The sequence below is a fragment of the Sedimentisphaera salicampi genome, from assembly GCF_002117005.1.
GTDB lineage: Bacteria > Planctomycetota > Phycisphaerae > Sedimentisphaerales > Sedimentisphaeraceae > Sedimentisphaera > Sedimentisphaera salicampi.
The window spans coordinates 921,435-943,066 of record NZ_CP021023.1 but is presented as its reverse complement, the minus strand read 5'-3'; the positions used below and the strand labels follow the sequence as shown (position 1 = coordinate 943,066).

General features: G+C 42.5%; 22 protein-coding genes. 18 read left to right on the top strand and 4 right to left on the bottom strand.

Annotated elements, in window-relative coordinates:
- The first annotated feature begins 291 nt into the window (after positions 1-291).
- The 3 genes from ltrA (at position 292) to STSP1_RS03470 (ending at position 4,741) form a co-directional block, all read left to right on the top strand.
- Positions 292-1,680 carry a group II intron reverse transcriptase/maturase gene (ltrA, locus tag STSP1_RS03480; RefSeq protein WP_085755015.1) on the top strand — a complete coding sequence of 463 codons (1,389 nt, stop codon included), beginning with the start codon at positions 292-294 and terminating at the stop codon, positions 1,678-1,680.
- Positions 1,681-1,985: 305 nt separating this feature from the next.
- Entirely contained in the window at positions 1,986-3,101 is a 1,116-nt protein-coding gene (locus STSP1_RS03475; RefSeq protein WP_085755014.1) for a glycoside hydrolase family 3 protein, read from the top strand.
- 158 nt (positions 3,102-3,259) lie between these two features.
- Positions 3,260-4,741: a sulfatase family protein gene (locus tag STSP1_RS03470; RefSeq protein ID WP_226997506.1), complete on the top strand. Its 1,482-nt coding sequence runs from the start codon at positions 3,260-3,262 to the stop codon at positions 4,739-4,741.
- 100 nt (positions 4,742-4,841) lie between these two features.
- Here STSP1_RS03470 and STSP1_RS03465 read toward each other — a convergent pair whose 3' ends face one another.
- From STSP1_RS03465 to rpsB, 4 genes are all read right to left on the bottom strand, one after another.
- On the bottom strand, positions 4,842-6,227 hold the full coding sequence (locus STSP1_RS03465; protein ID WP_085755013.1) for a DUF4139 domain-containing protein: 1,386 nt from the start codon (positions 6,225-6,227) through the stop codon (positions 4,842-4,844).
- 127 nt (positions 6,228-6,354) lie between these two features.
- Complete coding sequence (locus STSP1_RS03460) at positions 6,355-6,921, bottom strand: D-sedoheptulose-7-phosphate isomerase (RefSeq protein WP_161491592.1); 567 nt, start codon at positions 6,919-6,921, stop codon at positions 6,355-6,357.
- Positions 6,922-6,994: 73 nt separating this feature from the next.
- Entirely contained in the window at positions 6,995-7,819 is an 825-nt protein-coding gene (gene tsf, locus STSP1_RS03455) for a translation elongation factor Ts (RefSeq protein ID WP_085755011.1), read from the bottom strand.
- A 117-nt stretch (positions 7,820-7,936) separates the two neighbouring features.
- Positions 7,937-8,971: a 30S ribosomal protein S2 gene (gene rpsB / locus STSP1_RS03450; protein WP_204845027.1), complete on the bottom strand. Its 1,035-nt coding sequence runs from the start codon at positions 8,969-8,971 to the stop codon at positions 7,937-7,939.
- Positions 8,972-9,338: 367 nt separating this feature from the next.
- Between rpsB and STSP1_RS03445 the strand changes: the two genes are divergently transcribed.
- From STSP1_RS03445 to STSP1_RS03380, 15 genes are all read left to right on the top strand, one after another.
- Positions 9,339-10,391, top strand: a complete 1,053-nt coding sequence (locus STSP1_RS03445; protein ID WP_085755010.1) for an NAD-dependent epimerase — start codon at positions 9,339-9,341, stop codon at positions 10,389-10,391.
- 25 nt (positions 10,392-10,416) lie between these two features.
- Entirely contained in the window at positions 10,417-10,725 is a 309-nt protein-coding gene (locus STSP1_RS03440) for a nucleotidyltransferase family protein (protein WP_085755009.1), read from the top strand.
- Positions 10,718-11,062 carry a HepT-like ribonuclease domain-containing protein gene (locus tag STSP1_RS03435; RefSeq protein WP_161491591.1) on the top strand — a complete coding sequence of 115 codons (345 nt, stop codon included), beginning with the start codon at positions 10,718-10,720 and terminating at the stop codon, positions 11,060-11,062. The genes STSP1_RS03440 and STSP1_RS03435 overlap by 8 nt, the downstream gene beginning before the upstream one ends.
- 80 nt (positions 11,063-11,142) lie before the next feature.
- A complete protein-coding gene (gene mntA / locus STSP1_RS03430; RefSeq protein ID WP_085755007.1) occupies positions 11,143-11,529 on the top strand; it encodes a type VII toxin-antitoxin system MntA family adenylyltransferase antitoxin in 387 nt (128 codons plus the stop codon).
- On the top strand, positions 11,507-11,935 hold the full coding sequence (gene hepT / locus STSP1_RS03425; protein WP_085755006.1) for a type VII toxin-antitoxin system HepT family RNase toxin: 429 nt from the start codon (positions 11,507-11,509) through the stop codon (positions 11,933-11,935). Before mntA ends, hepT begins: the two co-directional genes overlap by 23 nt.
- Before the next feature lie 212 nt (positions 11,936-12,147).
- Complete coding sequence (locus STSP1_RS03420) at positions 12,148-13,449, top strand: nucleotide sugar dehydrogenase (RefSeq protein ID WP_085755005.1); 1,302 nt, start codon at positions 12,148-12,150, stop codon at positions 13,447-13,449.
- Between the two features lie 33 nt (positions 13,450-13,482).
- Positions 13,483-14,955, top strand: coding sequence for an ArnT family glycosyltransferase (locus tag STSP1_RS03415; protein ID WP_085755004.1), 1,473 nt, complete (start codon positions 13,483-13,485; stop codon positions 14,953-14,955).
- 21 nt (positions 14,956-14,976) lie between these two features.
- Positions 14,977-15,921 (top strand): glycosyltransferase family 2 protein, encoded by a 945-nt coding sequence (locus STSP1_RS03410; protein ID WP_085755003.1) that lies wholly within the window; start codon positions 14,977-14,979, stop codon positions 15,919-15,921.
- 32 nt (positions 15,922-15,953) lie between these two features.
- Positions 15,954-16,130, top strand: a complete 177-nt coding sequence (locus STSP1_RS12315; protein WP_226997505.1) for a hypothetical protein — start codon at positions 15,954-15,956, stop codon at positions 16,128-16,130.
- A gap of 67 nt (positions 16,131-16,197) precedes the next feature.
- Positions 16,198-17,241, top strand: coding sequence for a dTDP-glucose 4,6-dehydratase (gene rfbB, locus STSP1_RS03405; protein WP_085755002.1), 1,044 nt, complete (start codon positions 16,198-16,200; stop codon positions 17,239-17,241).
- Between the two features lie 73 nt (positions 17,242-17,314).
- Positions 17,315-17,704 (top strand): GxxExxY protein, encoded by a 390-nt coding sequence (locus STSP1_RS03400; protein ID WP_226997504.1) that lies wholly within the window; start codon positions 17,315-17,317, stop codon positions 17,702-17,704.
- Positions 17,705-17,824: 120 nt separating this feature from the next.
- Complete coding sequence (gene rfbA, locus STSP1_RS03395) at positions 17,825-18,694, top strand: glucose-1-phosphate thymidylyltransferase RfbA (RefSeq protein WP_085755000.1); 870 nt, start codon at positions 17,825-17,827, stop codon at positions 18,692-18,694.
- Positions 18,691-19,569, top strand: a complete 879-nt coding sequence (gene rfbD / locus STSP1_RS03390) for a dTDP-4-dehydrorhamnose reductase (RefSeq protein ID WP_085754999.1) — start codon at positions 18,691-18,693, stop codon at positions 19,567-19,569. The genes rfbA and rfbD overlap by 4 nt, the downstream gene beginning before the upstream one ends.
- Positions 19,559-20,086, top strand: coding sequence for a dTDP-4-dehydrorhamnose 3,5-epimerase (gene rfbC, locus STSP1_RS03385; RefSeq protein ID WP_085754998.1), 528 nt, complete (start codon positions 19,559-19,561; stop codon positions 20,084-20,086). The genes rfbD and rfbC overlap by 11 nt, the downstream gene beginning before the upstream one ends.
- Positions 20,070-21,632 carry a lipopolysaccharide biosynthesis protein gene (locus STSP1_RS03380; RefSeq protein ID WP_085754997.1) on the top strand — a complete coding sequence of 521 codons (1,563 nt, stop codon included), beginning with the start codon at positions 20,070-20,072 and terminating at the stop codon, positions 21,630-21,632. Before rfbC ends, STSP1_RS03380 begins: the two co-directional genes overlap by 17 nt.

The following is a 21,632-nucleotide window of genomic DNA, read 5'->3' as shown; positions in this document are numbered from 1 at the left end:
CTCTGACGAACAGGAATCGCACACGAGGCGTTGTTACTGGATAAGAAGGCCAATATCTTCAAAGTCCAATAGTTACACGGAAAGTATCAACGTATATGCGGCAGAGATAAGCAGGAAGGCGTATGTGCATTACCCGGGGAGGTCTGTATGTTTGCCACAAGGCTACTGCGTCCAAGAGGTTGCAGGATGGGCATACAGAAGTCAGCCGAAGGCATAGTAGGTCTGCAAAGTTCGACCAGACTGAAGGCCTGAACATTTTAGCTGTGGCTGGTTAGATTGAAGTTTACATATATGGTGAAGCAGAAAATAAATAACTATACCGACACTGGAAGCAGGCGGCAGAACCGCCGAGTTAAGGATGCGGTGCGTCAAGTATGTGCAACCACTTCAACAACAACCAGATACTCAGAATCCAACCTACTTGAACAAGTGGTCGAACAAAGTAATATGCAGCAAGCCTGGCAGCGTGTAAAACGCAATAAGGGAGCGGCAGGTGTTGACCGAATGAATATCCCCGCAGCGTTCAGCTATCTACAAGATAACTGGCCGCAAATCAAGCAGGATATACTTTCAGGACACTACAAGCCCCAGCCGGTACTGTGTATTGAGATTCCCAAACCCAAAGGTGGAATCCGCAAGCTCGGTATCCCTACAGTTATTGACCGTATGATACAGCAGGCAATACTGCAAGTATTGAGTCCAATTTTTGAGCCAACCTTTTCAGATTCAAGTTTTGGATTCAGGCCTAGGCGTTCTGCCCATCAGGCACTGAAACAACTCCAAAGCTATTGTGCGGAAGGTTACAGATGGGTTGTTGATATGGACCTCGAAAAGTTTTTCGATAACGTCAACCACGATATCCTGATGAACCGTATCAGCCGCAGGGTACAAGATAAACGAGTTCTTGGCCTTATTCGCAGATATCTTCAATCAGGTATAATGGTTGATGGTGCGGTTAATATTCTGTCTAAAGGTACTCCGCAAGGAAGCCCTTTAAGTCCATTGTTATCTAACATAATGCTAGATAACCTTGACAAGGAGCTTGAGAAAAGAGGACATAAGTTTACCCGTTACGCTGATGATTGTAATATCTACGTTCGCAGCAAACGGGCAGGCGAAAGAGTTCTCGAATCTATAGGAAACTTCTTGCAGAAAGAGTTGAAGCTAAAGCTCAACTCTGAAAAGAGTGCTGTTGGCAGGCCTTGGAATCGTAGTTTTCTTGCCTACTCAATAACCACTCATCGGAAAGGTAAACTTAAACCTTCCAAGGATGCGGTAAAACGTTTCAAGAAGAAAGTTAAAGTGCTGTTCCGGAAAGGGAGAGGCAGAAATATCGTCAGATTTATCAAGGATACTCTCAATCCGGTACTTCGTGGCTGGGGACAATACTTCAGATTGAGCGAAGTCAAAGGGATATTCGAGGAACTTGATAGATGGATACGCAGAAGATTGAGGTGTATCAAGTGGCGACAATGGAAACATCCTAAAACCCGCCTCAAGATGCTCAAGCGGCGTAAACTTCCAGAAGAGCAGGCCGCAAAGTCTGCATACAACGGACGCGGACCGTGGTGGAATGCCGGAGCAAGCCACCTTAACAAAGCGTTCCCGAAATCCTACTTCAACAAACTGGGACTCATATCACTTCAACAGGTAGTCGGAACAACTGATTGGCTAAAGTGAACCGCCGTGGTACGGAACCGTATGCCCGGTGGTGTGAGAGGTTGGGACTGTAAAGTCCCCACCTACTCGATGTTTTTTATTAAATCTGTTTTTTAAATCCACTTCTTAGCAGAACTGATTTTTTATTGTTTTGAAAAATCAGGGGTTTCTATTTTTTGCTTTTCGTTTTAGTCTTTCTGGTATAGTTATAAGGCAAAAGTCAATAATTCTTGGCTTTTTTGCAGGTTTATAGACATCTTCTTATGCTTTCGTATAATCCGATTGTTAATTTGTTATGTTCATAAACAGTTTTGAAGGAAATAACAATGAAAAGAAACCCAGCAGCAATTATTCTAATAATGCTAATGTTTTCGGCCTGTGGGTTTTGTGCTGAAGACCAAAATAAACCAAGTATTCGTGAGATGGCCGGCCAGATGCTGATGGCTGGCTTCCGTGGGCTCATGCCTGAACAATGCCCCCAAATACTTGAAGATATTGAGAAACGCAATCTTGGCGGCGTTATACTGTTTGATTATGACGTATCGCTGGATAAGCCCGTACGCAATATTGAAAGCCCAGCACAGCTCAAAAGACTTGTTTCTGCCCTTAAATCCCGTGCTAAAGCACCTCTTCTTGTAGCAGTGGATCAGGAGGGCGGGCAGGTTTGCAGGCTCAAGGAGAAATTCGGCTTCCCGGAAACAAACTCTGCCGAGCATCTGGGCAATATAGATGATCCTGAAAAAACAAGGCTCGCCGGAAGGCAAATTGGCCAAACGCTTGCTAATATCGGCATCAATCTCAATCTAGCCCCCTGTGTTGACGTTAATATCAATCCGGACAACCCAGCTATTGGCAGGCTCGAACGCAGCTTCTCGCCCAATCCCCGCAAAACAGCCGTTCACGGCAGGGCATTCGCCCAGGGACTCAGTGAGGCCGATGTATTAAGCTGCATAAAGCACTTCCCCGGTCACGGCAGCGCATACAACGATTCCCACAAGGGACTTACCGATATAACGAACACTTGGCTGCCCAAAGAGCTTATACCGTTTCGCAGTATTATCCGCTCCGGCGATGCTGATATGGTTATGACAGCCCATTTGGTAAATGAAAACATTGATCCCAAATACCCCGCAACGCTCTCCAAAAACTTTCTGTACACAATGCTTCGCCTCGGGATCGGCTGGGATGGAGTTGTGATAACCGATGATATGCAGATGAAAGCGATTGCAGAAGAGTATTCACTCAAAAGGAGCATTAAGCTTTCGATAAATGCAGGTGCTGATATCCTGCTCTTTGCAAACAACCTCTCATGGCAGCCTGATATCGTAGAAAAAGCCTTGGAAATGATTGAAGGCTTACTATTAGAGGGCAAGATTAAACGGGCCAGAATAAGAGAAAGCTATGAGCGTATTATGAAGCTCAAAGAAAAACTAAAAAAATGAATTTACTGCTGAATCAGTTTTTGCCTTAATGCTTTTGCTGATGATTACGTTTAAATTGATTGTTAAAAGGTTGCAATGCCTTTGGTGATTTATTGACAGTTCATTTTTAGGGGTTATGATTGAATTTTCGATGTTTTTAAATTAGCAAGGAGCCTCAAATGGATGTTAAATCAAGCAATAGAAGGAGTTTCCTCAAAAACGCGGCGGCGGGAATTGCCGCAGGATCATTTTTAAGGCCTGCATTTTCAGCTTCAGGTAACAGCCACTCAATGCGTCCCAAAGATCTCAAAGAAAAACCAAACATACTCTGGGTTTATCTCGAAGACACCAACGCTTGGATGAGCTGCTACGGCGACGATACCATCAAAACGCCCAATATCGATAAACTCGCAGAAAGAGGCGTACGTTTCAACAGGGCTTATATGCCCGCTCCGGTTTGCTCGCCCACACGTTCTGCTCTGATTACAGGGATGTACCAAACATCCATTGCGGCCCATGAGCATTACAGCTCTTTCAGCTCTTGGCGGGGCAAAGAAGTCGAAACATGGCATCCGAATCACATCGGCGTTCGAACACTTCCAGAGATATTCAAGGTAGCTGGATATTATACCTTTAACGAAGGTAAGGATCATTACAACTTCGTTTTTTCCGATGAAGACCTTTACGACCGCAAGGGTGGTAACGGCTTTAAGGGAGCTGAAAACGGCACTGAATGGACAGGCAGAGCGGAAGGGCAGCCGTTTTTCGGGCAAATACAGCTCAGAGGTGGAAAGAAAGGCGGCTCTCCAAAGAGAGTAAATCCGGACGAAGTTACAGTGCCGCCGTATTATCCCGACCACCCGATTTACAGAAAAGAGATTGCTCATCACTACGATACAATCCTCAAGATGGATGAAATACTTGGTGATATAACCCGACGTTTGAAAGAAGATGGGCTTTACGAAAACACAGCAGTATTTTTCTTCTCAGACCACGGTATGTGCCTGCCGAGGCACAAGCAGTTTGTTTATGAAGGTGGAATAAGAGTTCCATTGATAGCAGCCGGCCCCGGAATACCTGCCAATAAAGTACGCAATGATTTAGTTAGCGGGCTTGATGTAAGCGGGGCAACGCTGGAACTTGCAGGGATAGAAATTCCTGCTCATATGCATGCCAAAGGCCTCTTCGCAGATGATTTTCACAGAGAGTTCGTTTTCTCTGCAAGAGACCGCTGCGACTATACTATCGACAGAATACGGGCGGTGGTAGGCAAACGCTACAAGTATATTCGCAACTTTATGACCGACAGACCCTACCTCCAGCCGCAGTATAGAGACGGTCACGATTATATGAAAGTGCTCAAGCGGCTGCATGAAGAAGGCAGGCTTAATGATGTGCAGGATAGGTTTGTCTGCCAGCACAGGCCTGCTGAAGAGCTTTACGATCTGCAGGAAGATCCCCATGAGACGGTAAATCTCGTTCATTCATGGAAAAGAGAACACGCCTTGGCCCTTACGCAGATGAGGGATGCCCTTTACCGCTGGATACTCGAAACAGACGATAAAGGCCGTTTTCCGGAGACCGATGAAGCTTTGAAAGCTGTGGTTGACCGCTGGGGAAGCGAGAAGACATCTTGCCCCGAATACAACCGCATAAAGTAAAGTGCTGAGATCGTAAGCCTGTGATAGTTTTTAAAAAATAAAACCCTGCCCTGAATCGCTATGAATCGGGGCAGGGTTAGTATAGCAAATTGTGCCTATATTATCTGCTGATTTGAGCCTCGAAGCTAATTTTAGTCTCATCATTTGCCTTCACAGGTACTTCAAAGCGTACCACGCCAGCCTCAGGTTTTTTGTAATCAAGGTTGTTGTCGTAGATCCGGCAGTTGGAATAGCCGGCAGGGTATTTGTAGTTCACTTCTACAATGCAGTCTTCATCTTTATGATTACGGATTACCGCCTCCTTGTGAAATTCTTTGAGCCTTGCATTTTTTACGTCTGCCTTAATTGTTTTGAATTCACCCACAATATCAAATGCATTTCCCGTCTGCACTTTCACCTTTTCATCTTTAGGTGTATGATTTATCCCTGATTCGCCCACAAACTCAAGGCTTCCGTCTTCGGTATCTTCCTTGAATGCACGTATCAGCCCTTCCGGCAGGGGCATACCCATTCCGTTATCTTCGCTGTTTACAAACTCAAAGTTTACTGAAGGATTTTCCTTGCGAGTATTTGTGTCCATAATCTGCGAACTGATTTTATAAATCTTCTCAATATCGATATTCTTTACGTTCTCAATGAATCTGATTTGCTTTACCTGCTTGTTGTTCACAGTGCTTTCTCTGCCGAGGGTGTATAGGTGGAAGTCCTGAAACGCCTTTTCCTTGAATCCGCTCCCGCCGTCCTTGGCAGCAGCTGCGTAAAGCTGCTCCATTCTTCGGTTTGTCTGAGGCCTTTCCTGCTTCACTTCGCCTGCAATCAGCTTTATCTTTGCGTTCTTGTAGTCCTTGCCGGACTTATTGTCTATAGTAACCCAGCCTGAAAATTCCATCTGATTTTCTGAATCGCTGAGTATCATTGAGTAGTTTGCCTTCCAGCTTATTCTTGAGGCCATATATGCAACTTGGCAGGGGATTGTCTGGTCTTTGTCCGAATCGGCCAGCCATACCAGCGTGGGTTTTGTGAGCATATCTCCCTGCTCTTTGCCGAATCTTACGCCCTTAATCAAATCTCTGTTTAATATATGAACGCCGCTCCTGCTTCGAACCACGAAATCATTGCCCTTGAATGCAAGAAGCTCATATTCGTCCCGAACCGGGGCTACGTTCTCATCCCGCTGTACAAAGAGAGTTATTTTCTTGCCTATGTATTTTTCCAGCAGTTTGTAAGGATCTACAAGGTCGTACTCGTAGTTCTGCTCAAGAAGCGATATTTCAGCTTCCTCCATCGGCCTGAAGCTAACGCTGGTGGGGTCTATAGTTTCTGCTACATCAGTGAACTCAACCCTGCTCGTTCCTTTTTCAAATTCAATGTCCCGAACTTCCTTCACAACGCCTAGATTATCGTTGTAGATGGTCAGGGCTGTCTGAGATCCTGCAATACACGCCGCAGAAACTGCTGCAATGATAAACAAATTAAATAATTTCATCTTAAACTCCTTGTAATTAGTTTTAACAGATAATAGTATGTCTTCATTGTTTTGACAAATCCAAGGGCTTTTTGTTCCGACAAAATTATTCTTACCGCTTTTAAGCTTGATTCAATCAATGCGCTGCTTAAATCAGCTCTTCTACAATGCCGCAGATAATGTGGTATGCTAAAACGTGTATTTCCTGAGCGGTGCTTGTGATTTCGGTGTTTGCGCAGATGCAGCAGCTGGAATGAGATTCGATAATCGAATTTGGTTTGCCCGTAAGCGAGATTATTTCAGCTCCGATCTGCTTTGCTTTAAGGATAGCCTTCAGCACGTTCTCAGAGCTGCCGCTTGTGGAGATAGCCCAGAGCACATCGCCCTTTCTTACATACGCCTCAACCTGCCTGAGGAATATGCTGGAATAGTTGAAATCGTTCCCGAGGCTTGTGAACACCGCAGGGTCTGCTGTGAATGTCATGGCGGGCATAGCCTTGCGTTCTTTCTTGAATCGGCCAACCAGCTCGCTTGCAATATGCGAGCAGTCCGCCGCAGAACCGCCGTTGCCGCAGAGGTATATCCTGCCGCCTTTTTTGATGGCATTTGCTACTGTCTCTGCTGCCCGATTTAGTGAATCGCTGCTGTTTTTTTCAAAGTTGTCGAGAGCTTTTCTGTGTTCAATGATATATTCACTGATTATTTTTTCAGTCAATTTCAAGCTCCCTGAAATAAAAGACGTCCGGCGGATTCTCCACCGAACGCCTGAGTGTGTCATTGTTTTGGATTTAGCCTATTGCAACTCTTTCAAAAGCAGCAATTTTAGAACCGCCTGCATCTTTAACTGCCTCTTCGACAGTCATTTCCTCGTTCTTAACGAATTTCTGATTAACAAGGCAGTTCTCGGAAATCATCTTGTTGATCTTGCCTTCAACAATCTTCTCGATAATTTGAGCAGGCTTATCTTTCATCTGCTCCTTGGCAATTTCTCTTTCCTTCTCGATAACTTCCTGATCGAAGCTTTCTTTATTTAGCGCCATCGGCTTAACGGCCGCTATATGCATGCAAACCTCATCAGCAAGCTTCTGAAGCTTCTCAGAAGGGTTTTCGCAGACAATCTTCACAAGAGCGCCCATCTTATTGTTGAAATGAACGTATGAGCCTACAACTGTATTCTCTTCTTCGCTCATCTTTGCCCAGTCGCCGATTTCAGTTTTCTCGCCGGTCTTGCTAACGAGCTCTGTGATAAGCTCGGAAACTTTCTTCCCTTCAATTTCCTGCTCGGCAAGTTTACTGCCTGGAGCTGCCTGAAGGGCTGCATCTGCAACCTTATCAGCAACCTCTTTGAAGTCGTCGTTCTTCGCAACGAAATCCGTCTCGCAGCAAAGGGATGTAAGCACGGTGTCTTTCCCAGAGCTCTTAACAGTTACCTTGCCCTCTGATGCGCTGCGGTCTGCACGCTTTGCCATTGTGGCAAGCCCCTTCTTGCGAAGGAGGGTCATTGCCTCATCAAGGTCGCCGTTTGTTTCGGCGAGGGCCTTTTTGCAGTCCATCATTCCCTGCCCGCTCATTTTGCGGAGCTTCATTACATCGGAAGCGTTTATTTCAGCCATCTTTTTTTATCTCCGAAATATTCTGCCATCTAATACCAAACAAACCTGCAGTTTCGGGAAGCCATTTTCCCGAACTCTGCAGGATTAAATTACATTTTAACAAAATTTTAAAGTCCGCTAAGCCTGATTTTCAGCAGGTGTATTGTCAGCGGATTTTGCCTCTTGCTCTTTGCCGGGCGTTTCGGGCTTTTCAGCCTTTTTTTCTTCATCGCTGCTCGGCTTAGCTTCGGGCTTTGCTTCTTGAGCTTGCTCTGCCTTGGCTTCTTCCGGCTTAGAATCCGCTTTCTGTTCAGCAGCTTTCTCTGTTTCGCCCTGACCTTCAGAAGCTTTAGTCTCGCTGCTGCCTTGCTCAGTCTTTTTCTTTTCGCCCTTATTAAAGGCTGAGGCAGGCTTGTCCTGAGGCTTTCTCGGCTTTCTCTTGCTTCTTGTCTTGGTCTTGCCTTCATCCTCTGAAGCTGCCTGAATACGGGCGAGAGTTTTGCCCTCAGCTACTGCTGAAGCGAGCTCATGAAGAATAATATCAACAGCCTTTGTTGAGTCATCGTTGCCCGGGATCGCAACATCAACCATATCCGGATTGGAGTTTGTGTCGATAATTCCGATGGTCGGGATTTTGAGCTTTTTGGCTTCGCTCAAGGCGTTCTTTTCCTTCATTACGTCAACAACAACTACCGCTCCCGGCAGTTTGTTGAGGCCGCGGAGGCCGTCAAGATTGGATTTAATCTTGTTCAGCTCACGCTTGAGCATAGCGCCCATTTTCTTGCTCTCGCTCTCGATAGAGCCGTCCTGCTCCATCTTTTCGAGCTGCTCCATCCTTAAAACCCTCTGGCGGATTGTACGGAAGTTTGTCAGCGTACCTCCGAGCCAGCGGTTTGCGATAAAGTGCATTCCGGTTTGCTTGGCAGCGTCTGTTACGGCCTTTTTCGCCTGACGCTTCGTGCCTACAAACACTACGTCTTTGCCTGAAGAAACCACCATGGTAAGGAGCTTTTTAGCTATCAGCAGCCCCTTGAGTGTTTCCTTCACATTAATAATGTGGATCATTCCGCGTTTGGCGAAGATGTACGGTGCCATCTTCGGATGCCAGCGGGATGCTCCGTGACCGAAGTGTACGCCGGCTTCTATCAGCTGGCGTGCCAGATCCTTATTCACGAAGTTTACTCCTAAATTAAAAATTAATACATTAATATCCTTCTACGCCAAAGGATAAGAACGAAGAAGATACAATCTCACCTTCCGCCTGTCAAGCAATAAATGGTGTCCGAAAGCTGAAAATCACTTTTTAGCTTCGAAAATGTCAGTCTCAAAACTTTTTTGACTAAAAGCAGAGAAAACAAGGGCAAGGATTTTGGCCTTACGGGAATTTATAGCTGATAGGGCATCGATAGCTTTATATTTACTTGCGGGCAGGCCTTTTATTATTAGAATACCCTTAAAGCCGCAAGGAAGTTTCCTAACACCTAAATATTATGATTTGGTTATAAAATATTAATTAAATGCATTAAGGTTGCAGCCGAGAATGAAGATATTAGTTACAGGTACCGCAGGATTTATTGGGTTTCATCTCGCTAAAGTACTGTTAGACAGGGGCGATGAAGTTGTAGGCTTAGACAGCGTAAACGACTACTATGATATCAACGTTAAATTCGGCAGACTCACCGAAACCGGCATATCCCCGGAAAGCTGCGAATACGGCAGGCTGATTCAGAGCAGTAAATACGAGAATTACCGCTTTATCAAGCTCAAGCTCGAAGACGGCGAGAATCTCGAAAAGCTTTTCAAGCAGGAAAAGTTCGACCGCGTGTGCAATCTGGCCGCTCAGGCCGGCGTTCGCTACAGCCTTGAGAATCCAAGGGCGTATGTTGATGCGAATATAGTTGGCTTTATCAATATCCTTGAGGCCTGCAGAAAGAACGAAATTGAACACCTCGCCTATGCCAGCAGCTCCAGCGTTTACGGGCTCAATGAGAAAATGCCTTTCAGCACCTCCGATAATATCGACCATCCCGTAAGCCTTTATGCCGCAAGCAAGAAGAGCAACGAGCTTATGGCGCATTGTTACAGCCATCTCTACAGCCTACCGACAACCGGCCTGAGATTCTTCACCGTTTACGGCCCTTGGGGCAGGCCGGATATGGCTCTGTTCATTTTCACCAAAGCCATCCTTGAAGGCAGGCCGATAGATGTGTATAACTATGGCGATATGAAGCGTGATTTTACATACATAGATGATATCGTAGAAGGCGTAAAACGCGTTATTGATAATCCGGCCAAAGGCAGGGAAGACTGGTCCGGGATGGATCCCGATCCCGGCAGCTCGAAAGCTCCGTTCAAAGTGTATAACATAGGCAACAGCTCGCCTGTACGGCTTATGGACTTTATTGAAGCGATTGAAAAAGCCGCCGGCAGAGAGGCTCAGAAGAGTATGATGCCGATTCAGCCCGGAGATGTCCCTGCTACGTGGGCAGACGTTACAGACCTTACAGAAAACCTCGGCTACCGACCAAACACCCCGATTGAAGACGGCGTAAACAGATTCGTACAATGGTACAGAGATTTCTATAATGTTTGATATTTCTATTTTGGCATAAAAGAGAATGTTACCGCTGATTGAAAATAAAAGTAAAGAGTTAGCTCAAATATGCAGCAGACACGGAGTTTCGCGGCTCGAAGTTTTTGGTTCTGCCGCTGCGGGCAGTTTTGACGAGCAAAACAGCGATATTGATTTCTTAGTAGAATTTGACAGTAGCGTTTGTTCAGGACGCTTTGACAATTATTTCAGCCTCCATGAAGACTTAAAGAATCTTTTCTCAAAGCCGATAGACCTCGTTGAGGCGGGCGGATTGAAAAATCCTTATTTTATCAGTCAGCTCAATAATACAAGAAAAGTGGTTTATAGTGCGTGATCCAAGAAAATATCTTTTTGACATAGCAGACAGTTGTCAGTTTCTAATTGAATTTACTTCAAACAGAAAATTAGATGATTACAAAAAGAGTCGAGCATTTAGATCTGCTGTTGAAAGAGAGCTTCAGATAATAGGTGAGGCTATGGCACAGCTTGACAGAGTGAGTCCTCAAACATCTGAAAAGATAAGTGAATATAGGAATATTATAGCTTTTAGGAATATAATTGTTCATGGATATGATAAACTCAATCCTGAAACGGTTTGGGATATTATTGTAGAAAAGATTGAGCCTTTGTTGAAGCAGACTAATACAGCAATGCAAGAAATAGGCGAATAATAAGGTTCGTATATTATTAGTAGCTTTTTTATTGTTTATTTAGCTTATAACTTAAAACTTAAAACTTATAACTTAAAACTATGCTAAATCTTGAGCCAATAAAAGATCGTCTTGCCTCTTGCGAGGCTGTTTTAGCGGCATACCTTCTGGGCAGTGCTGCAAGGGGGGAGCTGCGTGCGTCCAGCGATATAGACATAGCTCTTCTTCCGCAGCCGGGCCAAAAGATTTCCGGCATGCAGCTTTTCGATCTCGCAGGCGAGCTGAACCTAATCAGCCCTCGGCCGGTGGATCTTGGCGTTCTCTCCAGCTCTGATTTGATCTATGCCTCGCAGGTTCTCCAAACAGGCCGCCGCTTCTTCTGCCGAGACGAAACAGCCGCAGAATTCAGAGAATGCACCTTAATCGGAATGATTCAGGACTATCGTATTGAAATGAGGGAGATTTATGAAGCCTATTCAGCCAGATGATGTCAGCCGAAGCAAGGCAGCGGTTTTGCAGAGATGCCTGAAACGAATCAAGGAGGAGTACAAAGCAGATCCATCATTCGAAAGCTTCACCCATCTCGACGCTATGACGCTTAACCTCGAAAGAGCTTGTCAGGCGGCAATTGATTTGGCAAATCATACAGTAAGCAAATCGAAGCTGGGAGTTCCCAATTCCTCAGCGGAAGCCTTCAAATTGCTCGCAGATTCGGGCATAATAGATAAGCCGATGGCTCAGGAGCTCGCTGCTATGTCTGGTTTTAGGAATATTGCAGTGCATCAGTATCAGAGGATTCAAAATGAGGTTTTGAAAGCAATAGTAGAAAACAAGCTTGAAATATTCGAAAATTTATGCAGGAAACTGGGCATTGATATATATAGTCCTGAATAGAGGGCTCTGTAAACCGCATAACCCTCTCGAAGCTTTGCAGATTTTGGGCTCTTAATAATCCCAGAAACTTTCCCGAAGCAGGGTTTACATCTCAGGGGGAAAATATATTATTTTAATATTGTTAAACGCAGAAAAGTTAGTGAAATTAAGAAGCTGATTGTTATAATGCTCCGCATCATTAACTTTGATTTACAAAAACAGGAAGTACTGGTATGAGCGAAAGCGATAAAATCCCTTACGTTGGGATAGTTGGCCTTGGTTATGTAGGCTTGCCGCTGGCAAGGGAATTTGCCGCCGGCGGAGCGAATGTTTTGGGTTTCGATGTAAACCAGCAGAGCGTAGAACGCATCAATTCCGGCAAGAGCCCCCTCAAGCACATCCCCGATGAGCAGGTTGCCGGCATGGTTAGCACAGGCCGCTTCGAGGGCACAGCCGATATGTTCCGTATGTGCGAGCCGGACTGCCTCCTGATTTGCGTGCCCACCCCGCTCACGGAGAACCGCGAGCCGGATATGACGTACGTGGAAGACACCTGCCGCACGATCTCCGAGAATATGCGTAAGGGGCAGCTCATCGTGCTTGAAAGCACCACCTACCCGGGCACAACCAGAGAGCTTATGCTCCCGATCCTTGAGGCCGGTTCAGGCCTCACTGCCGGCGAAGATTTCTTCCTCGCCTACTCCCCCGAACGCGAAGACCCGGGCAACAAATCCTTCCGCACAGGCACAATCCCCAAGGTCGTCGGCGGGCTGAATAAGCCCTCGCTCAAGGCGGCAATGGACATATACAAATACGCAATCGAGCAGCTTGTGCCCGTAGAGAGCTGCGAGGTGGCAGAAGCCGCCAAGATCATCGAAAACACCTACCGCTGCATCAACATCGCAATGGTAAACGAGCTCAAAATGCTCTTCGACCGCATGGGCATAGATGTATGGAGCGTGATAAACGCCGCCAAGACAAAGCCCTTCGGCTTCCAAGCATTCTACCCCGGCCCCGGCCTCGGCGGACACTGCATCCCGATAGACCCGTTCTACCTCACGTGGCGGGCGAGGCAGTATGGCCTGCCGACCAAGTTCATCGAGCTTGCCGGCGAGATCAACACCTCAATGCCCGAATACGTAATCCACAGAACGATGGAAGCCCTCAACAGCCGCAAGAAGGCGATAAACGGGGCGAAAATCCTCGTCCTCGGCCTTGCCTACAAGAAGGATATCGACGATGTGCGCGAGTCGCCATCGCTCGAGCTGATAGAGCTGCTGCGGGATAAGGGGGCGAAAGTGAGCTACAACGACCCGTACATCCCGGAAACGTGGAAGCAGCGGAAATACGATTTGAAAATGAAGAGCAAGAAAATAACGCCGAAAATGCTCGCAGGCTTCGATGCTGTGCTTATCGCCACCGACCACTCAGACTACGACTACCAGATGATAACCGATAACGCCCAGCTCGTAATCGACACCAGAAACTCCTGCGATAAATGCAAAGCCGCAAAGAAGAAGGTTTGGAAGGCATAAAATTTAAAAGACTAGTTAGACTAAGTTTATTATATGCATATAAATAATAATAAAATATTTTATTTTACTTGTTTTTTTACAGGACTTGTAATTCTTTATTCTTGTTTTATTCGAGTTTTGGCTACGTTCTTAACTCCGACATTGAAAGAATTGGTTACCCTTTTGCCAGGGATATTTTTAATTTTCTTGACTTATGTTTTTTACTGTAAAGAAACTTTTCGAAACTATTTATTTGAGTTTTGTGCCAAATGGAATTGGGTGTTTATTTTTTTTATAGCATTGATTTTAAGAATCGTTTGGGTTTTTGTTGCTGATGTAACTCAATTGTCGGATTTTAGTAGCTATGAGGATATGTCAATAGAAGTCTTTAATGGTGGCAATATATTTGACCCTACTTATTTTAGGCCTTCTGGGCCTTCTATACTATTTGCACTAAGCTATCACCTATTTGGTCAGAATCCACTTTCTGCACAGGTGGTCTTGGCTCTTTTAGGGGCTTTAACGGTAGTAGCAGTATACTGGATAGTGTATCTGGTTTCCGGTTCTCTGGCATCATCTGCTCTTGCTTCTATGTGTTTAGCATTTTGGCCAAGTCATATAATTTACAGTGTCTTAATGGGAACAGATACACTTTTCTGTTTTCTTGTGGTTGTTTCATTTCTTCTTTTAGTTGTAGCTCAAACTGCGAAACCTTCGGAATTAAGGTTTTTTATGTTTCTATTGTCTGGTGTTTTTATTGGTTTGTCAAACTGGACACGTGGTACCGCACCATTATTCTTATTAGCATGGATTTTGTATACTTTATTTTACTTAGACAAAGTTTCTTATTCATTAAAAGGAGCTTTTATGGTTTTCTTAGGTTTTATTATTGTAGTCCTTCCTATTTTTATTCATAATTATAATGTATTTAAGATCGTTTCACCCTCAATGCAACGTATAACGGGCTGGAGTTTAATGATGGGAGTAAATTTAGATAATCAAGGAGGATATAATGGAAAATTAGCGTCAAAAATTGGTGCTAATATTAATGATAAAAACAAAGAGAATAATGTTCATGATTCTATTTTAAAATCCAAACTTGCAAAAGAGGAAGCTCTCAAAATAGTTAAAGAGTCGCCTTTTAAAGTTTTGACGATGATTTTGACGTGTAAACCCTCTAAATTTATTGCTAAAGCTGAAAGTGTTATGGGTTGGTCTTTAACTACCTCACCGCATTCTAATTTGTTAATGTTTCTGAATATTATTAATCATGCAGTTTATATCACTTTGATTTTCTGGTCAGGTGTTATTCTATGTACAAGGTGGTTTTATTATAAAATCGAAAAAACTGTGCCTCTAAATGCTTTTTTGTGGGCATTTCTTTTGTCCTTTTTTAGCCATATGATTTTAGAGGTACAGCCAAGATATCACCATATGTTTATTCCTCTTTTTATCATTATTTTGGTTGTTGGATTAAATAATATAGCTTTTCGTTGCCCGCATGATAGCGGTAACTATTCACATTAAATTATTTGGGGATTGAAGTAAATGAAAAGGGTCGCGTTTGTAATTCCTTGTTATAATGAAGAACAAATACTGAATGAATCTTCGGAGAAATTAGTGAAAAAGCTGATTGATTTGATTAATTCAGGTTTAGCAACTGAACAAAGTTTTATTTTATTTGTTGATGATGGGAGTTTTGATAAAACTTGGGATATAATTTACACTCTCACTCAAAATTCCAATTTTTACAAAGGTTTAAAGCTTTCTAACAATTTTGGCCACCAAGCTGCAATATTAACAGGAATGGAATATGCTCTGGAAAAGGATGTAGATTGTGCTGTTACAATAGACGCTGACCTACAAGATGATATCTCAGTGATAAATGAAATGTTTGAATTATTTAATAAGGGTTCTGAAATTATTTATGGTATAAGGGATGCCCGTAATGAAGATTCTTTCTTTAAGCGAAATAGCGCTCTTTTGTTTTATAAACTAATGAATCTGATGGGTGCGAATGTAATTTTTAATCATGCAGATTTTAGATTGGTGGGAAGTAAAGCCCTTAAAGCACTAAAAAGTTATAATGAAAATTGCTTGTTCTTGCGGGGTATTTTCCCCCATATGGGGTTCAAAACTGCTAAGGTTTTTTATGGCAGAAAGAAGAGAGAAGCTGGCTATTCTCAGTATACTTTGAAAAAAATGTTAAAGTTAGCCTTAAATGGTATAGTAGCTTTTTCTGCGATTCCTCTGAGATTTATTAGTGCCTTAGGCTTTTTAACAACCTTTATAGCTTTAGGCGTTTTACTTTATGCACTTTGTGTAAAAATTACAGGCAATAGTATAGCAGGGTGGGCATCTATTGTTATTGCAATTGTTTTATTTGGAGGTGTTCAGCTTCTTTGCCTTGGCATTATCGGAGAGTATTTATCCAGAGTGTATATAGAAGTTAAAAGAAGACCACGTTATATCATTGATGAAGTAATTGATTAGTTTGAATATTTCTTAAAAATAATAAGGATTTAATGAAGAGCAGGAAAATAACGCCGAAAATGCTCGCTGGCTTCGATGCTGTGCTTATCGCCACCGACCACTCAGACTACGACTACCAGATGATAACCGATAACGCCCAGCTCGTAATCGATACCAGAAACTCCTGCGACAAATGCAAATCCGCAAAGAAAAAGGTTTGGAAGGCATAAAACATATTACCTAAAACATAAAACATAAAACTTACAACTTACAACTTACAACTTAAAACTAATATAAATGAACATAATAGTAACAGGTGGTGCGGGCTTTATAGGCTCGGCCGTAATAAGACATATTATAAAAAACGCCGACCATAGCGTGCTCAATATCGACAAGCTCACTTACGCGGGTAATCTTTCCTCGCTCAAGGAGGTTGAGGGTTCGGATCGCTATAGCTTTGCTCAGGCTGATATATGTGATAAGCCGGCCGTGCAGGAGCTTTTCAGCTCTTTCAAGCCTGATGCTGTTATGCATTTAGCTGCCGAGTCTCACGTTGACCGCTCAATAGACGGACCGGCAGATTTCATTGAAACAAATATAATTGGCACATACAACCTGCTCGATATATCCAAAAAGTACTTTGAGCAGCTCCAGCCCGATGCTAAGAGTCGTTTCCGTTTTCATCATATCTCAACAGATGAGGTTTACGGCAGCCTTGGCAGAGAAGGGTTTTTCAAAGAAGAAACTTCTTACGACCCTCGCTCTCCTTATTCAGCCAGCAAGGCCAGCTCAGATCATCTGGTTAAAGCTTGGCATCATACTTATCAGCTTCCGATAGTGCTCACAAACTGCTCCAACAATTACGGCCCATATCAGTTCCCGGAAAAGCTTATCCCGCTTATAATTTTGAACGCACTTGAGGGCAAGCCCCTCCCTGTTTACGGCAAGGGTGATAATATTCGGGACTGGCTTTACGTGGAAGACCATGCTGAGGCTCTTGCGAAGGTGCTTCTTGAGGGCAGGCCGGGAGAATCCTACAATATCGGAGGGCACAACGAAAAAACAAACCTCGAGGTAGTGCAGACAATCTGCGATCTCATTGATGAGATAAGGCCGGCAGATAAACCAAGACGTGAGCTTATAAAATTCGTTAAAGACCGCCCGGGCCACGATAAACGATACGCAATCGATGCGGGCAAAATACAGAGCGAGCTGGGCTGGCAGCCCAAGGAAAGCTTCGAAACCGGCATCAGAAAAACAATACAGTGGTATATCGATAACCAGTGGTGGTGGCAGCCGATCAGAGATTCCAAATATGCAGGAGAAAGACTGGGGGAATAAAAACCGCTAATTGACACTAATCAAACACTTATTCATAGAGAAGATTAGTGGTTAATTAATATTTGGATAAGGATTGAAAAAAGGCAAAAAAATGTATAAACAGGAAGGTTATGATTTAATATCTGCTGCTTTTGAAGTTTATAATACCCTTGGCTATGGATTTCTCGAAGAAGTCTATCAGGAAGCCTTGGAAATTGAACTTCAGTACAGATGTATTGAGTTTCAGAGCCAACCAATTTTGCATATTAACTATAAGAGCGTAACATTAAATAAATATTATCGGCCTGATCTTTATGTTTCAGGTGGAATAGTTGTTGAGCTCAAAGCAATAGAGGGTTTAACAAAAGTTGAAGAGGCTCAAATTTTTAATTATCTTAAAGCCACAGACAAAAATGTCGGCTATTTGATAAATTGGGGCAACAAAAATAAGCTGGAGTGGAAACGATTTATAGTGAGCCGCTGATTTTGAAAAAAGAAAATCAGCAATTAAAAATAAAAATACTGATCTAAATCTTTATTTTTAGTGGATATTAGTGAAAATTAGCGGTTAGAAAAAAAAGTTTAGAATAGTGGTTTAGTTAAAATGCCAAGAAAAGGAATAATACTTGCCGGCGGGGCGGGAACAAGGCTTCACCCTGTAACAAAGGTTGTCAGTAAGCAGCTATTGCCTGTTTACGATAAGCCGATGATATACTACCCGCTCACAACCCTGATGCTTGCCGGCATCCGTGAGATCCTCATCATCTCCACGCCTGAGGAAACGCCCAGATTCCGCGAGCTCCTTGGAGATGGCAGCCAATGGGGCATCAGCCTCGAATACGCCGTACAGCCAAGCCCCGACGGCCTCGCACAGGCTTTCATCATCGGCGAGGATTTTGTAGGTGATAATAATTGTACATTGATCCTTGGTGATAATATATTTTACGGCTATGGACTCTCAAAAAGATTGCAGTTGGTTTCAGCCCAAGATAAAGGAGCAATTGTTTTTGCATATAGGGTTCAAGAGCCTAGCAGATATGGTGTTGTTGAGTTTGATGGGAGAAATGTTGCTTTGAGTATTGAAGAAAAGCCCACACATCCTAAATCCAATTATGCTGTAACAGGCTTATATTTTTATGACAATGATGTTGTTGATATTGCAAAAACAATCAAACCCTCTGACAGGGGGGAGCTTGAAATAACTGACGTCAATTGTGTTTACCTTAAAAATAAATCTTTAAGAGTTGAACTGCTTTCCCGCGGTGCTGCCTGGCTGGATACGGGTACTCATGAATCTCTTATTGAAGCCGGCAATTTTGTTTCTACAATAGAGCATCGTACAGGTTTGAAAATTGCCTGTCCTGAAGAAATAGCATTAATCAATAACTGGATCTCTCAAGAAGACATAAACGAAATAATATACTCCTATGGGAAAAGTTCTTATGCAGATTATCTTAAAGGGCTCGTGAAATGAAAGTTTTAATTGTAGGCGCAAAAGGCCAGTTAGGAACTGAGCTGCAGAATTGTGCCCCAGAAAATATAAAGCTTAAAGCAGTGGATATAGAAGAGCTTGATATTTCTCAGAAAGAGCTTGTTAATACAACTCTTCATGATTTCAATCCTGAAGTTGTAATAAATGCCTCTGCATACACAGCAGTTGATAGAGCGGAGCAGGAGGAAGGAATTGCTTTTAAGGTCAACTGTGAAGGTGTTGCGAATTTAGCCCTTGCTTCCAAGGGAATTGGAGCTAGGGTAATCCATATATCAACAGATTATGTTTTTGACGGCCGATCCTGCAAGCCTTACCTTACTTCAGATTCTTCCAACCCTCAAACAGCATATGGTAGAACAAAGCTGGCAGGGGAAAAAGCTCTTGCCGAGGCAATAGATAATTATATCATTATAAGAACATCCTGGCTTTACTCTCCAAATGGCAGTAATTTTGTTAAAACTATGCTTCGCCTGATGACTGAGCGTGATGAGCTTTCAATAGTTGCAGACCAAATAGGCACGCCGACTTCATCGCATACCTTGGCAAAGGCGGTGTGGGAGTTTACGGAGAGGGATAACCTAACCGGCGTATATCATTGTTCAGATTCAGGGGCAGCAAGCTGGTATGACTTTGCACATGAAATAATGATAAAGGCCGTCAGAATTGGCCTTTTGGAGGATAAGATTAGGCTGCTTCCGATAACAACGGCAGATTATCCAACGCCTGCTGAGCGTCCGATGTATTCAGTGATGGACAAAACATCACTTTATAAGGATTTAGGAATAGAACCGATTCACTGGGCGGATGCATTGGAAGAGGTTCTATTGAAAATTAAGGAGATGGCTGATGCCGTTTGAGTTTAAGAAAATGGAAATTCCAGATGTTATCCTCGTTACGCCGAGAGTTTTCGAGGACGACAGGGGCTACTTTATGGAAACATACAAGGCCTCCGAATTCAAGGCTAACGGTATTGAAGAGGATTTTGTGCAGGATAATCAATCCTTTTCCAAGAGAAATGTTATTCGCGGGCTTCATTTCCAAAAAAAACCACATGCTCAAGGAAAGCTTGTAAGATGCCTGCAAGGGTCTATTTGGGATGTAGCGGTTGACCTGCGGGAGAATTCTGCAACGTACAAAAAATGGGCTGCTGCCGAGCTTACCTCAGATAACAAACAAATGCTCTATATCCCGCCCGGCTTTGCCCACGGCTTTGCAACTCTATCAGATACTGCTATTATTTCATACAAATGCACCGCAGAGTACTGCAAGGATGCCGATTCAGGAATCAGATGGAATGATCCGGAAATTTCAATTGCATGGCCTGTTGAGGAACCAATTTTGAGTCAAAAGGATTTTGATGCAAACAAAGGTTAATCTAAAAAAATATGCGGCTGTTAATTCTTTAACTCAGATAACTTCATTGTGTACTACTACTTTAATTGCATTTTTTGTAACTAGAATTTTAGTTGACAGTATGGGGGTGGCTTTATATGGAGTATTTGCTCTGTTTTTGTCTCTAAGGAAGTATGTTGACCTAACTTCTATAATAGTTACGTCTTCAGTTGGCAGATTTGTTGGAATTGAATACTTTGCTCAAAGATTTGGCAAAGCCAGTGAATATTTTTATTCTTCAGTGAGGGGCTTATTATTTGTAGGTTTTATTGTCATCCTTTTTTGTGTGTGTTTTTCTTTTTATATTGAAAGGGTGTTTAATATACCCGCTGGTTATGAAAAAGCCGCTTCAATATCTTTTGTTTTTATGGTTTCTTCTTTTTTGATCGGTTCTTTTCAGGGAGTTTACCGTTTAGGAATTTTTTTAAGCTCAAGGTTTTTTCTTTCTGATTTATTTGTTATATTTTGTGCAATCTTAAAAATTATTTTAGTTTTGGTTGTTACTCATTTTCTTTCCGGTAATTTTGTTGCTTATTCTGGGATATATTTTTTTAATTCTTTAATTTTAGTTTTATTGTCATATATTTCCTTTAAAGTTTTGTTACCTGAGATACATAAAAAAAATAATGTTTTTTCTATTCGATCTTTCTCTAAGGTAGCAAGGCTTGGTTCAGAATCTTTATTAAATGAAATTGGCAGTGTTTTATTTTTGAATGCGGATTTAATACTTATTAATATTTGCTTAGGACCAGAAAAATCAGGGATATATGCGCCTTTTTTCCAGGTTGTGATGCTTTTAAGAATGATCCCTGGCCTTATTAATAGAAATTTTTCACCTTATTTACTTCATCTTGTGGCTCTTTCTAAATTGAACGAATTGAAATTAGTATATTTGCGAATAGTTAAATTTACTTCTTTGGGCTTAGGGTTAATTATAACTTGTCTTTCCTTAATTAGTAGGTTCTTTTTAGAGTTATGGCTGGGAGGCTCTTTTTCCGCCTATTTTACTTTGCTTTCTGTTTTGTTGTTGAGTCAATTATATGCCTATTCTCTTGGAGGAATATTTAGCATTGCAAAAAATATGGATAGACTTAAGCCCTTAAGCGTTGCCACTGTTATATTTGGATGCATGAATATTATTATATCTGTATTATTAATAGAATATACTGAATTAGATATTTATGGGGCTGCTATAGGGTCATTAATTACTATAATAGCAAGAGATGTGTTTTTTAACTGTATATATTTAACGAGATTGCTTCCATTTAAATTGAAAACTTTATGGGGAGGAATCTTTAAGTATACTGTGATGCCTTTGGTATGTTTATTATTAGGAACTGTGCTCAATTGGTACCTATATCCGCAAAATTTAATTTTGTATTTTCTTTTTGTATTTTCGATAGTTTTGTCTTATGTCTTGATTGCTTGGTTTGTTATAATTACTAAGGAGGAAAGAAATCTGATACTTGATTTAATGAAGCTCAGATTTATTAAAAATTCAAAATTATCTTTTTTATTAGGGATTTAA